The sequence below is a fragment of the Micromonospora parathelypteridis genome (assembly GCF_014201145.1).
In the GTDB taxonomy this organism is placed as follows: Bacteria; Actinomycetota; Actinomycetes; order Mycobacteriales; family Micromonosporaceae; genus Micromonospora; species Micromonospora parathelypteridis.
Genome location: NZ_JACHDP010000001.1, coordinates 794994 through 810817 on the forward strand (window position 1 = coordinate 794994; position 15824 = coordinate 810817).

At 70.7% G+C, this 15824-nt stretch carries 2 protein-coding genes; both read right to left on the minus strand.

The window, feature by feature from the left end; translation table 11 throughout:
• Positions 1-174: 174 nt before the first annotated feature.
• Positions 175-5694, minus strand: a complete 5520-nt coding sequence (locus tag HNR20_RS03170; protein WP_375791643.1) for a type I polyketide synthase — start codon at positions 5692-5694, stop codon at positions 175-177.
• A gap of 48 nt (positions 5695-5742) precedes the next feature.
• Positions 5743-15813, minus strand: a complete 10071-nt coding sequence (locus HNR20_RS03175; RefSeq protein ID WP_184176334.1) for an SDR family NAD(P)-dependent oxidoreductase — start codon at positions 15811-15813, stop codon at positions 5743-5745.
• Positions 15814-15824: the final 11 nt, after the last annotated feature.

A 15824-nucleotide genomic window follows, 5' to 3' on the forward strand; every position in this document is an offset into this window, starting at 1 on the left:
CGCCACCACATGCGGGCTCCCGGAGCGGACACAGCGGACAGGTGCTCGACGAATTCCCTTGTCAGAACAGGGATCCGTCGGGGCTGCTCGCTCTCCTATGCGACCGTAAGGGACGGTCCAGGATGGCTGACACCCCTAACCGTCCCCCTACGCACCCGAGGATCCGCCCGCCGGTCAGAGCACCCCGAGCTGGTTGTCGATCAGCGCGAACATCTCGTCGTCGGTGGCCGAGTCGAGTTGCGCGGCCACGTCACCGTCGGCGTCCTTACGGGTCAGACCAGCCAGGATCGCCTGCAGCCGCCGGGTGATCTCGGCCTGCTCGGCCTCGTCGAGCTCGGCGCCCGCCAGGGCCGACTCCAGGCGTTCCAGGTCCTTTCGGACCACCGTCCGGCCGCTGCCGCCGGCACCGGCCACCAGCTGCTTGTCGAGGTGCTCGGCGAGCGCGTCGGTGGACGGGTAGTCGAAGATCAGGGTGGCCGGCAGCCGCAGTCCGGTCGCCGCGTTCAGCCGGTTGCGCAGCTCCAGCGCGGTCAGCGAGTTGATGCCGAGGTCGAGGAAGCCACGAGTGGGCGTGACGTCCTGTGGACCGGCGAAGCCCAGCACCGCGGCGACGTGCGTACGCAGCATCTCCTGCAGCAGCTTCGCGCGTTCGGTCTCGGCGAGCCCAGCGAGACGCCGGGCGAGGGCGTTGCCGTCGGGTTCGGCGTCGCCGCCGGCAGCGCGCCGCGCCGTGGTGCGGACCAGCCCACGCATCAGCGGGGCAAGGTCGCTGCGGTCGGCCAGGGCCCGCAGCCGGGCCAGCTGAAGCTTCACCGGTACGACCACCGCCTGCTCCGACGTCCAGCCGGCGTCCAACAGCGCCAGCCCTTCGGCGGTCGGCAGCGTGCCCACCCCGGACTCGGCGATCCGCCGCCGGTCGTCCTCGCCCAGCTCGCCGGTGAGTCCGCTGCGCTGCTCCCAGAGCCCCCAGGCCAGCGATACCGCAGGCAGCCCGGCGCGACGCCGGTGCCGGGCCAGAGCGTCCAGGAACGTGTTCGCGGCCGCATAGTTGCCCTGCCCCGGGCCGCCGAAGACGCCGGCCGCCGACGAGAACAGCACGAACGCGCTGAGCTTCAGGTCCCGGGTGAGCCGGTCCAGGTGGACCGCCGCGTCGACCTTGGGACGCATCACCCGGTCGAGCCGTTGCGGGGTGAGCGAGCCGAGCACCCCGTCGTCCAGGTCACCGGCCGTGTGGACGACCGCGGTGAGCGGCCGGTCCGCCGGGATCGTGGCCAGCGCCGCGGCCAGCGCGGTCTCATCGGCCGTGTCGCAGGCCAGCACGGTGACGTCCGCGCCGGCCGCCTCGAGCTCGGCGGTCAGGTCGGCGGCGCCGGTGGCGGCCGGGCCGCGGCGGCTGAGCAGCAGCAGGCGCCGGGCGCCGTAGTCGGCGACCGCACGGCGGGCGACCAGCGCACCGAGGGTGCCGGTACCACCGGTGATCAGCATGGTGCCGGACGGGTCCAGGGCCGGCTGCTCGGTGGCGGCCGCCGTCCGGGCGAGTCGGGGCGCGTGCAGCACGCCGTCGCGCAGCGCCAACTCGGGTTCGCCGGAGGCCAGCGCCGCGCTCAGTTGATCGCCGTCCGGGAGATCGGCGCCGACGTCGAGCAGCAGGAATCGGCCGGGGTTCTCCGACTCGGCCGAGCGGATCAGACCCCAGACCGGGGCGTGGACCAGGTCGTCGGGCAGGTCGCCGACCTGCGGGCCGGCCGCGCCGCGGGTCAGGATCACCAGGCGGGTCGCGGCGAGCCGCTCGTCGGCGAGCAGCGCCTGGACCGTCTCCAGGACGGTCGTGGTGGCGGCCCGGGCCCGCTCCGGCAGGCCGGTGGTCGGCGCGACCGGCTCCGGATCCAGGGCCAGGCAGACGGCGTCGGGGGCCGGGCCGGTTTCCGGTACGTCCGCACCACCGAGAGCGGCGGTGAGCTCACCGGCACCCAGGATCGCGTAGGACACCGTGGCTCGGGCCGGGGCCGCCGTCAGGGCGGTCCAGTCGACGCGGAACAGCGAGTCCTGCAGGTTGACGCCCGCGGCGGCCAGGCGCCCGGCGGTGACTGGGCGGGTGGACAGCCCCTCGACGACGGCGACCGGCGCGCCGGTCGGGTCCGCAGCGGTCAACGAGATCCGCCCGTCGTCGTCGACGTGCAGGCGGACCCGTAGCCGGGCGGCGCCGGTAGCGTGCACGCTCACCCCGCCCCAGGAGAACGGCAGCCGCACGTCCTGGTCCGGGCCTGCCTCGGCGGCCACCAGAACGGTGTGCAGGGCGGCGTCGAGCAGCGCCGGGTGCAGCACGAATCCGGCTGTTGCTCCGGCGTCCGGCAGCGCCACTTCGGCGTACAGGTCGCCGTCGTGCCGCCAGGCGGAGCGCAGCCCCTGGAACACCGTGCCGTACTGGTAGCCGTGGCCGGCGAGGCGCTCGTACACCCCGTCGACCGGGAGCGGTTCGGCGCCGGCGGGCGGCCAACTGGTCAGGTCGTCGGCGACGATCGCGCCGCGCGCGAGGGTGCCAGCGGCGTGGCAGGTCCAGACCGGATCGGTGTCGTCGTCCGGGCAGGAGTGCACGGTGATCGCGCGCCGCCCGTCACTGTCGGCGGCCTCGACGCTGACCTGCAGCCGGATTCCGCCGGCTGCGGGCAGCACCAGCGGCGCCCGCAGGGTGAGCTCCTCAACAGTGCCGCAGCCGAGCCGGTCTCCGGCGTGCAGGGCGAGGTCGACGAAAGCGGTGCCGGGCACCAGCACGCTGCCCAGCACGGCGTGCTCGGCGAGCCATGGGTGGGTGCGCAGCGAGATCCGTCCGCTGAGCACGAGGCTGTCCGAGTCGGCGGGCGCGACGGCGGCGCTCAGCAGCGGATGGTCGACGGCTTCCAGGCCGAGGTCCTTCGCGTCGCTGACCGCGGCCGGACCGTCGAGCCAGAAGCGTTGATGCTGAAACGCATACGTCGGCAAATCCACCACCGACCCACCAACACCCAACACCCCCGACCAATCCACATCCACACCCGCCGCGAAAACCTCACCCGCCGACAACAACAACCGCCCCGCCCCACCCTCACCCCGCCGCAACGAACCCACCACCGACACCCCACCACCCACACCCTCCACCACATCCTGAACCGCCATCACCAACACCGGATGCGCCGACACCTCCACCACCACACACCCCACACCCGCAACCCCCAACGCCACACCCAACGCACCCTCAAAATCCACCCGCTCACGCAAATTCCGATACCAATAACCCCCACCCAACTCCGACCCATCCACCAACCCACCCGACACCGACGACACCATCGCCACCGACCCCGAAACCCCCGACACCGACCCCAACAACCCCACCAACTCCGACTCCAACACCTCCACCTGAGCCGAATGCGACGCATAATCCACCGGCACCCACCGCGCCCGCACCCCCTCACCCTCACACCACCCCACAAACTCAGCCAACAACCCCACCTCACCCGACACCACCACCGACGACGGACCATTCACCACCGCCACCGACAACCCACCACCCCACCGACCCAAAACCCCCTCCACCACACCCACACCCGCCGCCACCGACACCATCCCCCCACCACCGGCCAACCCCACCAACAACCGCGACCGCAACGCCACCACCCGCGCCCCATCCCGCAACGACAACACCCCCGCCACCACCGCCGCCGCAATCTCCCCCTGCGAATGACCCACCACCACCGACGGCACCACACCCAACCCCGCCCACACCCGCGACAACGACACCATCACCGCCCACAACACCGGCTGCACCACATCTACCCGCTCCAACGACGGCTCCCCCACCACCCCCCGCAAAACCCCCACCAACGACCAATCCACAAACTCCGACAACGCCACCTCACACTCACCCATCGCCCCCGCAAACACCGAAGACGACTCCAACAACTCCACCGCCATCCCCACCCACTGCGACCCCTGACCCGGAAAAACAAAAACCACCCCACACCCCGAACCCCCACCCACACCCGACACCACACCCGACACCGGACCACCAGAGGCGACACTCCGGACGCCCGCGAGCAGTTCGGCACGGTCGGTGCCAACGGCCACGGCGCGGTGCTCGAAGGCGGCCCGGTTACCGGCCAGAGCGCGGCCCACCGCCGCGACGTCCAAGTCGGGACGCTGCTCGACGTACCGGACCAGGCGCTCGGCCTGCGCGCGCAGCGCGGCCTCGGAACGGCCGGAGAGCACCCACGGCACGACGGCCGTGGCCAGCGGCGGCTCGGCGCCGGCCTCGACAGGCTGCGCGGCGACGGCCGGGGCCTCTTCGACGATCACGTGCGCGTTCGTCCCGCTGATGCCGAACGACGAGACACCCGCCCGGCGCGGACGCTCGGTCCGGGGCCACGGCTGCGGCTCGGTCAGCAGCGACACCTCACCCGCCGACCAGTCCACCTGCGTCGTCGGCTCGTCCACGTGCAGCGTCTCGGGCAGCACCTCGTGCCGCAGCGCCATCACCATCTTGATCACACCGGCGACGCCGGCCGCGGCCTGGGTGTGCCCGATGTTCGACTTGATCGAACCCAGCCACAACGGCCGCCCCTGCGGACGGTCCTGCCCATAGGTGGCCAACAGCGCCTGCGCCTCGATCGGGTCACCCAACCGGGTCCCGGTGCCGTGCGCCTCCACCGCGTCCACGTCAACCGGCGACAGCCCCGCGTTCGCCAACGCCTGCCGGATGACCCGCCGTTGCGACGGGCCGTTCGGCGCGGTCAGGCCGTTCGACGCACCGTCCTGGTTGATCGCCGATCCACTCAGGACAGCGAGGATCCGGCGGCCGTTGCGGCGCGCCTGCGACAGCCGCTCCAGTGCCAGCATGCCGACGCCTTCGCCCCAGTTGGTGCCGTCCGCCGCGGTCGCGAAAGCCTTGACCCGCCCGTTCAGGGCCAAGCCGCGCTGGCGGCTGAAGTCGGTGAAGTTCACCGGCATCGACATGATCGTGACACCGCCGGCCAGCGCCAGGTCGCAGTCGCCGTTCCGTAGCGCCTGCGCTGCCACGTGCAGCGTCACCAGCGACGAGGAGCAGGCGGTGTCCAGCGTGACAGCCGGCCCCTGCAGGCCCAGGCAGTACGCCACCCGCCCGGACGCGACGCTGCTGATGTTGCCGTTCGACAGGAACGGCTCGATGTCGGCGGGCACCGTCGGCACCGTCCAGCCGTAGTCGTTGTGGATCATGCCGACGTAGACGCCGGTGGAGCTGCCCTTCAGCTCGGACGGGTCGATGCCGGCGCGCTCCAGCGCCTCCCAGCTCGTCTCCAGAAGCAGCCGCTGTTGCGGGTCCATCGCCAGAGCCTCGCGCGGGGAAATGCCGAAAAACGACGCGTCGAAGCCGTCCGCGTCGTCGACGAAACCGCCCTCCCGCACGTACGTGGTGCCGGGCTTGTCGGGGTCCGGGTCGTACAGGCCGTCGACGTCCCAGCCACGGCCCACCGGGAACTCGCCGATCGCGTCGCCGCCCTCGGCCACCAGGTCCCACAGGTCTTCCGGCGACCGCACCCCGCCGGGGAACCGGCAGGCCATGCCGACGATCGCAATCGGCTCGCGCGCGGCCTCCTCGGCCTCCGCCAGCCGGGACCGGGTCCGGCGCAGTTCGACGGTCATGAACTTGAGGTTCTCGAGCAGCTTGTCGTCCTGCGCCATGATCAGGCCACCAATCGGTTGTTCAGTTACGGCGGGGAGCGGGCACCGGGGTCAGGACCGACCGAATTCCCGCTGAATGATGTCGAGCAGTTTGTCGGCGTCGGCAGACGCCAGGTCGTCGACGGGCTCCTCCGGCGCGGTACGCCGGTTCCCGGTCCACTCGGCCAGCAGCGTCCGCAGCCGATCGCCGATGCGGTCGGCGTCGTCGCCGTCCGCCTCCAAGCCCGCGAGCAGTGATTCCAGGCGGTCCAGCTCGGCCAGCACCGACCCTGGCCCGGCCTGCTGGGCGCCGAACACCTCGGCGAGGAGGTGCTCGGCGAGGGCCAGCGGCGTCGGGTAGTCGAAGACCAGCGTGGCGCTGAGTCGCTGCCCGGTCTCGGCGTTGAGGCGGTTGCGGAGCTCGACTGCGGTCAGCGAGTCGAAGCCCAGCTCGCGGAAGGCCCGCTCCGGCGGCACCGCCGCGACGGAGGTGTGCCCGAGCACCCCGGCGACGTGGGTGCGGACCAGGGTGAGCAGGGCGTTGTGCCGCTGCGCCGGGGACATCGCGGCGAGCCGCTCCGCCAGGCCCGGTCCGTCGATCGCCGCCGCGGCCGACCGCCGGGCACCGGTCCCGACGAGCTTGCGCAGGATCGGGGCGGTCGGTCCGTTCGCCCGCAGGGTGCCGAGGTCGAGGTGCATGGGTGCGAGCACCGGATGACCACCACCAAGCGCAACATCAAACAACGCAAGCGCCCGACCCGACTCCAACGGCCGCATCCCCGCACGCCGAATCCGATCAAAATCAGCCCGCGTCAAATGACCAGTAATCCCCGACGACTCCTCCCACAACCCCCACTGCAACGAAAGCCCCGCAAGCCCAACCGCCCGCCGCCGACGCGCCAACTCATCCAAAAACACATTCGCCGCCGCATAACTACCCTGCCCCGCATCACCAAACAACCCCGCCGACGACGAAAACAACACAAAAAACTGCAAACCCAAACCAGCCGTCAACTCATGCAAATACCACGCCGCATCAACCTTCGGCCCCAACACCCCCGCCAACCGACCCACCGACAACGACGTCACCACACCGTCATCCACCACACCCGCCGTATGCACCACCCCCCGCAAACCCACAATCCCCCCCACCACACCCGCCAACTCCCCCCGATCCCCCACATCACACGCCACCACCCGCACCGACGCCCCCAACCCCACCAACTCCGCCACCAACTCCGACGCCCCCGGCGCACCACCACCACGACGACTCACCAACACCAAATCCCGCACCCCATGAACCACCACCAAATGCCGCGCCACCAACGCACCCAACGCCCCCGTACCACCCGTAACCAACACCACCCCACCACCCACCAACCCCAACCCCGAACCCGAACCCGAACCCACCACCGCCCGCACCAACCGCGGCACCTCCAACACACCCCCACGCACCCGCAACTCCGACTCACCCGACGCAACAACAGCCGAAAGCAACCCAGCGCCAACGGGTTCGGCGCCCGCGTCGAGCAACACGAAGCGGTCCGGGTTCTCGTTCTGCGCCGAACGCACCAAACCCCACACCGTGGCGTGCGCCAGGTCGTCGACGTCCAGTCCGGCCGCGCCGCGCGTCACCAGGATCAGGCGGGAGTCGGCGCAGCGGTCATCGGTGAGCCACCGCTGCAGCAGGGCCATCGCTCGGGCCGCCGCCGCGTGCGCCGCGGTCACCATGTCGCCGGTGGACTCGCCGTCCAGCTGCGCCACGACCGTGCCGGGCACCGCCGATTCGAGCAGAGCATCGAGGTCGGTGTGCACGGCAGCCTCGACGCCTGCTTCCTTCAGCACGGCGTGCAGATTCAGATGATCGACGCCGAGCACCGCCCACGACCCGTCCAGGGTCGCGTCGAACTCCTCTGCTCCCACCCAGTCGACGGTGAACAGCGACTCGCTGCTACGACGTGGTGCGCCGGCCGTGACGTCGGCCAACCGGATGCGCTCCGCCGTGGCCACCGGAGCCCCGGTCCCGTCGGCGACCTGCAGGGAGACGCCGTCCTCCACCGGGCTGATCCGTACCCGCAGGTCGGTCGCGTCCTGCGCGTACAGGGTGAAGCCGGTCCACTCCGACGGTAGCCGGACGCCCGTCGTGGACTGCTCGGCGACCACCAGGTGCAGGGCGGCATCGAGCAGTGCCGGGTGCAGGGCGAAGCCAGCCAGCTCGACCGACGAGGGCAGGGCTACCTCGGCGTACAGGTCGACGCCGTGCCGCCAGGCGGCCCGCACACCCCGCAGCGCCGGACCATGCTCGACACCGGCTCCAGTGAGAGCCGCGTACAGGTCGTCGACGTCGATCTGCTCGCCACCGGGCGGCGGCCAGGCGGTCAACCCGGCCGGAACCGTGGCCGGTGCCGGGCGTACGGTCCCGACCGCGTGCCGGACCCAGACCTCGTCACCGTCGGCCTTGGAATGCACGGTCACCTGGTGGCCGGCGTCGACACCGACCCGCAGGGACAATCCACCACTGTCGGGAAGTGTCAGCGGCGCCTCGACGGTCAGCGCGTCGACGGTGCCAACGCCGATCTGGTCACCGGCGTACACGGCCAGGTCGACCAGCGCGGAGGTGGGGAGCACGACGGCGTCGCCGATCCGGTGGTCGTCCGCCCACGAGACGGTTTGACGGGTGAGCCGGCCGGTCAGCTGTACGGCGTCGCCGTCCGGGGACAGCACGATCGCCCCGAACAGAGGGTGGTCGCTGACGGTGAGACCGATCTGGGTCGCGTCACCGGTCGCGGCGGCCTGGTGCAGCCAGTACTCCTGGTGTTGGAAGGCGTACCCGGGCAGGTCTACCAGCTTGCCGCCGCGGCCGGCGAAGACACCAGCCCAGTCCAGCTCCACCCCCACCTCGTGCAGACGACCCAACGCGGCAGTGAACGACTCCGCCTCATCACGGCCGTCCCGCAGAGCAGCGACCGCGAACGTGTCGTCGACCATCGCGGACAGCACACCGTCGGGACCCAACTCCAGCAGCGCGGTCACACCCATGCTCGCGACCGTGCTCAGACTGTCGGCGAAGCGGACCGCTTCCCGCACGTGCCGCACCCAGTACTCAACCGAACCGCAGTCCGAGACCTCACCGGTCAGGTTCGACACCACCGGCAGGCGCGCCGCCCCGAACGTCAGGCCCTCCAACACCGTGGTGAACTCCGCCAGCATCGGCTCCATCAAATGCGAATGGAACGCGTGACTCACCGCCAAGCGGCGCACCCGCACACCCTCAGCACGCCACCGCCCCACCAGCGCCTCAACAGCTTCCTCGTCGCCGGAGATCACGACCGAGGTGGGGCCGTTCACGGCGGCGATCTGCACCCGCTCATCTGTGACAGCAGCGACCGTCGCCTCGTCAAGGCCGATCGCGGCCATCGCCCCACCCGCAGGCAGAGCCGCCATCAACCGACCACGCGCCGCGATCAACGCGCACGCATCCGCCAGGGAGAAGACGCCCGCAACGTGTGCGGCGACGATCTCCCCCACTGAGTGGCCGAGCAGCACCTGCGGACGCACACCCCATGACTCCGCAAGCCGGAACAACGCCACCTCGACGGCGAACAATGCTGGCTGCGCGTACTCGGTGTTGTTCAACAGGTCGGGGTCGTCGCCGAAGACGACCGACTTGAGATCACCCGCGAGCAGGTCGCATACCTCGTCGAACGCGGCGGCGAACACCGGGAACGTGTCATACAGACCCCGACCCATACCGAGGCGCTGACTGCCCTGGCCGGTGAACATCACCCCCAACCGCGCCTCCACCGCCACCCGAGGCGACACCTCAAACGAACCAGCGTCGAGCACCGCACGGTGCTCGAAACGGGTTCGACCGGCCAACGTCCACCCGATGTCGACCGGAGAGATTTCCGGATGTGCGGCAACGAAATCGCTGAGCCGGCCGGCCTGATCCCGCAGAGCCGCCTCCGACCTCGCCGACAACACCCACGGCACCGGCGCCGACACCGAAGACACCGAGGCCACCTCCGCCACGGCGGGCGCCTCTTCCAAAATCACGTGCGCGTTCGTCCCACTGATCCCGAACGACGACACACCAGCCCGACGCGGACGATCCGTCGCCGGCCACGGCCGCGACTCGGTCAACAACGACACCGCACCCGACGACCAGTCCACATGCGGCGACGGCTCATCTACATGCAGGGTCCGCGGCAACACCTCATGCCGCATCGCCTGCACCATCTTGATGACCCCAGCCACCCCGGCAGCCGCCTGCGTGTGACCCAGGTTCGACTTGACCGACCCCAACCACAACGGCTCCGACCGATCCTGCCCATACGTCGCCAACAACGCCTGCGCCTCGATCGGATCACCCAACCGGGTCCCCGTGCCATGCGCCTCCACCACGTCGACCTCAGCCGGGGACAGCCCCGCATTCGCCAATGCCTGCCGGATCACCCGCTGCTGCGACGGACCATTCGGCGCCGTCAAACCATTCGAGGCGCCGTCCTGATTCACCGCCGAACCCCGCACCACCGCCAAGATTCGGTGTCCGTTGCGGCGGGCGTCCGAGAGTCGCTCGACGAGCAGCATCCCGACGCCCTCGGACCAGCCGGTGCCGTCCGCCGCGTTCGCGAACGCCTTGCACCGGCCGTCCGCGGCGAGACCACGCTGCCGGGAGAAGTCCACGAAGGTGTCCGGGCTGGCCATCACCGTCACGCCGCCGGTCAGGGCCAGGTCACACTCCCCACGACTCAGCGACTGCGCGGCCAGGTGCAGCGCCACCAGCGACGACGAGCAGGCGGTGTCGACGCTGACCGCCGGGCCCTCGAAACCGAACGTGTACGAGATCCGCCCCGAGGCCACGCTGCCCGCGTTGCCAACGCCGAGGTAGCCCTCAAGCCCGTCCGGGAGGGTGCTGAAGTCCGAGTAGTAGTCCGAGCTCATCACGCCGGCGAAGACGCCGGTCCGGCTGCCCCGTAGCGTCGTCACGTCGATCCCGGCGGCCTCGAACGCCTCCCAGGACGCCTCCAGCAGCAACCGCTGCTGCGGGTCCATGGCCAGCGCCTCACGTGGTGAGATCCCGAAGAAGCCGGGGTCGAACGCGCTGGCGTCGACGAAGCCGCCGACCGTCACGTACGTCGATCCGGGTTGGTCCGGATCCGGGTTGTAGAGCCGCTCGACGTCCCAGCCGCGATCGGCTGGGAAGGCGGTGAGGGTCTCCCTGCCGTCGGCGGCCATTTGCCACAGGTCGTCCGCCGAGGTGATTCCGCCCGGGAACCGGCAGCCGATTCCGACGATCACCACCGGCTCGTCGGCCACCGCGCCCGCCCGCACCTCGTGCACCACGGGAGCCGCTCCGCCGACCAGTTCCACCAGCAGAAAATCGGCCAGCGCCGCCACCGACGGATAGTCGAACACCACCGTCGCCGGAAGCCGCAGCCCGGTCACCACACTCAGCCGGTTCCGCAGCTCGACCGCCGTCAGCGAGTCGAACCCGAGCTCCTTGAACGAGCGCCCGGAGGGCACCTCGTCAGTGCCGGCGAATCCGAGGACTCCGGCCACCTCTGTGCGAACCAGATGGGAGACCGTCTCCTGCTGCTCGGTCCGCGGCAGCGTCGCCAACCGCCCCTTGAGCGACGTGTCGCCCGCCGCGGTCACCGTGCTGACGACCCGGCGGGCGGGCCGCGTGGCGAAGCCGGCCAGAAGTCCGCCGCCCGCGCCGCGCGCGACCGCCGGGTCGAGGTTCATCGGCGCCAGAACTGGCGTGTTTCCTCCGAGCGCGGTGTCGAACAGGGCGAGGGCCTGCTTCGACTCCAGTGGCCGCATGCCCGCGCGCCGGATCCGATCGATATCCGCCGACGTCAGGTGACCGGTGATCCCCGACGACTGCTCCCACAGGCCCCACTGCAGCGAAAGCCCCGCGAGCCCGGCCGCGCGACGCTGGCGCGCCAGCTCGTCCAGGAAACTGTTCGCCGCCGCATAGTTGCCCTGCCCCGCGTCACCGAACAGGCCGGCCGACGACGAGAACACCACGAACATCCGCAGATTCCGCTCGGCGGTCAGTTCATGCAGGTGGTGGGCCGCGTCGACCTTGGGCGCGAACACCCGGTCCAGCCGCTCCGGCGTCAGCGAGGTGACCACGCCGTCGTGCACCACGCCCGCGGTATGGACCACTCCCACCAGGTCCGTGATTCCGGCGAGCAGTCCCGCCACCGCCGCCCGGTCGGCGACGTCGCAAGCAACCACACGTGCTGACGCGCCTGACTCCGCGAGGTCCGCGACCAGTTGCTCCGCGTCCGGCGCAGCGAGACCGCGACGACTCGTCAACACCAGATTTCGTACGCCATAGGCAGTCACCAGATGCCGCGCCACCAACGCGCCCAGCGCCCCGGTGCCGCCGGTGACCAGCACCGTCCCGGGCAACTCCACCGGCGCCGGCTCGGCGGTCGCCCGGACCAGCCGCGGTGCCTGCAGCGCGCCGGCCCGCAACCGCAGTTCCGTCTCGCCCGCAGCCGCGACAGTGGTCAGCAGTTCCTCGGTGACGGGCACGCCACCGGTGTCGAGCAGCAGAAACTGGTCCGGGTTCTCGTTCTGCGCCGAGCGCACCAGACCCCACACGGCCGCCTGCACCAGGCCGGGCCCGCGGGCCACGAACAGCAGCCGAGAGTTGGTCCGCGCGTCGTCGGCCAGCCACCGCTGCACGGCGGCGAGCGCCTCCGCAGCCCCGGTGTGCACGGCCGCGACCACGTCATCGGCCGGGTCCTCGGCGATCGTGACGACCACGACGTCGGCGACACCAGCCCCTGACGCGGGCGCGACCTCGTCCCACTCGACGCCGAACAGCGAGTCCGTCACCTGCCCGACCGGACGCAGGTCGCCGAGCACGACTCGGTCCACCGACGCCACCACGGCGCCGGTCCGATCGGCCAGCAGCAGCGACACGCCGCCGTCGACGGGCACCGCACGGACCCGGAGCGCCGTCGCGCCCACGGCGTACAGCGTGAAGTTGTGCCACTCGACCGCGGCGCCGGGCAGCGCCTCGTCCAGCAGCGCCGGATGCAGCCCGAAGCCCTCGGCCGGCACCGACTCCGGCAGGGTCACTTCGACCGCGCCGTCGTCGCCGGGCCAGGCGGGGACGGAGGCCGGTGCCGGTACGACCGTGCCCTGCGCGTGCCGGGTCCACGGCACGTCGGCGGCCGGACGGGAGAAGACCGTCACCGGGCGCGAGCCGTCCGGGCTCGGGCCGTCGACGATCGCGCGGATCGCGAGGGTCCGGCCAGCTGCGGACGTCAGCGGCCCGTCGATGGTCAACTGCCGGACCGTGCCGCAGCCGACCTGGTCGCCGGCGTGCACCACCAGGTCCAGGAGCGCGCCGCCGCCGGAGAGCCAGGAGTGTGCCTGGGCGGGGACGCGGCCGGTGAGGATCACCGTGTCCGTGCCGGGGACGGTGACCGCGGCGCCGAGCAGTGGGTGGCCGGTGACGTCCAGGCCGAGTTCGGCGGCGTCACCCTGGCCGGCTGGGGAGGTCGCCCAGTAGCGGCGGTGTTCGAACGCGTAGGTCGGCAGGTCGACGAGCTTCGCCCCACGGCCGGCGAACATCCCAGCCCAGTCCAGCTCCACACCCACCTCGTGCAGACGACCCAACGCGGCAGTGAACGACTCCGCCTCATCACGACCATCCCGCAGAGCAGCGACCGCGAACGTGTCATCCGCCATCGCCGACAACACACCGTCGGGGCCCAACTCCAACAGGGCGGTCACACCCATACCCGCAACCGTCGCCAGGCTGTCGGCGAAGCGGACCGCTTCCCGCACATGCCGCACCCAGTACTCAACCGAAGCGCAGTCCGAAACCTCACCCGTCAGGTTCGACACCACCGGCAGGCGCGCGGACCCGAACGTCAGGCCTTCCAGAACCGTGGTGAACTCGGCGAGCATCGGCTCCATCAGATGCGAATGGAATGCGTGACTCACCGCCAAGCGGCGCACCCGCACACCCTCAGCACGCCACCGCCCCACCAACTCCTCGACCGCTTCCTCGTCGCCGGAGATCACGACCGAGGTGGGGCCATTCACGGCGGCGATCTGCACCCGCTCACCAATGACAGCAGCGACCGTCGCCTCGTCAAGGCCGATCGCGGCCATCGCCCCACCCGCAGGCAGAGCCGCCATCAACCGACCACGCGCGCTAATCAACACGCACGCATCCGCCAGAGAGAACACACCCGCGACATGCGCAGCGACGATCTCCCCCACCGAATGACCCAACAACACCTGCGGGCGCACGCCCCACGACTCCGCAAGCCGGAACAACGCCACCTCGACGGCGAACAACGCCGGCTGCGCGTACTCCGTGTTGTTCAACAGGTCGGGGTCGTCGCCGAAGACCACCGACTTGAGATCACCCGGGAGCAGATCGCACACCTCATCGAACGCCGCCGCGAACACCGGGAACGTGTCATACAAACCCCGACCCATACCCAGGCGCTGACTGCCCTGACCGGTGAACATCACCCCCAACCGCGCCTCCACCGCCACCCGCGGCGACACCTCAAACGAACCAGCGTCGAGCACCGCACGATGCTCGAAACGAGCCCGACCGGCCAACGTCCACCCGATATCGACCGGAGAGATCTCCGGATGTGCGGCAACGAAATCGCTGAGCCGGCCGGCCTGGTCCCGCAGAGCCGCCTCGGACCTCGCCGACAACACCCACGGCACCGGCGCCGACACCGAAGACTCCGAGGCCACCTCCGCCACGGCAGGCGCCTCTTCCAAAATCACGTGCGCATTGGTGCCGCTCATGCCGAACGACGAGACACCGGCTCGACGCGGACGCTCACCCCGAGGCCACGGCCGCTGCTCGGTCAGCAGGGACACCGCCCCGGACGACCAGTCCACCTGCGCTGTCGGCTCGTCGACGTGCAGGGTCTTCGGCAGGACGTCGTACCGGAAAGCCTGGATCATCTTGATGATCCCCGCGACACCCGCCGCGGCCTGCGAGTGACCAATATTGGATTTGATCGAGCCCAACCACAACGGTTCGGACCGGTCCTGTCCGTACGTCGCCAACAGCGCCTGCGCCTCGATCGGATCACCCAGCCGGGTGCCCGTGCCGTGCGCCTCGACCACGTCGACCTCAGCCGGGGACAGCCCGGCATTCGCCAGGGCCTGCCGGATCACTCGCTGCTGCGACGGACCATTCGGCGCGGTCAAACCATTCGACGCGCCGTCCTGATTCACCGCCGAACCACGCACCACCGCCAAGATTCGGTGACCGTTGCGGCGGGCGTCCGAGAGTCGCTCGACGAGCAGCATCCCGACGCCCTCCGACCACCCGGTGCCGTCCGCCGCGTTCGCGAACGCCTTGCACCGGCCGTCCGCCGCGAGACCACGCTGCCGGGAGAACTCGATGAAGGTGTCCGGGCTGGCCATCACCGTCACGCCGCCAGCAAGCGCGAGAGCGCACTCGCCACGCCGCAGCGCCTGCAACGCCAGGTGCAGCGCGACCAGCGACGACGAGCAGGCGGTGTCGACGCTGACCGCCGGGCCCTCGAAACCGAACGTGTACGAGATCCGCCCGGAGGCCACGCTGCCGGAGTTGCCGGTGCTCACGTAGCCCTCGACGCTCTCCGGCGCGCCTGCCAGGTTGGCCAGGTAGTCCGAGCTCATCACGCCGGTGAACACGCCGGTCCGGCTCTCCCGCAGGGTCGTCACGTCGATCCCGGCGGACTCGAACGCTTCCCAGGACGCCTCCAGCAGCATCCGCTGTTGCGGGTCCATGGCCAACGCCTCGCGCGGCGAGATCCCGAAGAAGGCGGCGTCGAAGTCCCCGGCGTCGGGTACGAAGCCGCCCTCGCGGCAGGCGACCGTGCCGGGACGATCAGAATCCGGGTCGTACAGATCCGTCACGTCCCAGCCGCGGTCCTCCGGGAAGGGCGTCACCGCGTCGATGCCCTGGAAGGCGATCCGCCACAGTTCCTCCGGGTTGCCGGCGCCCCCGGGGTACCGGCAGCTCATCCCGACGATGGCGATGGGTTCCGAGCCGCTGTTGATCAATTGCCGGTTTTGCTGCCGGAGCTGCTCGGTCTCCTTCAGGGAAGCACGCAGCGCCTCTACCAGCTGGGCCTGGGACGTAGTCATGAGAAGGCTCC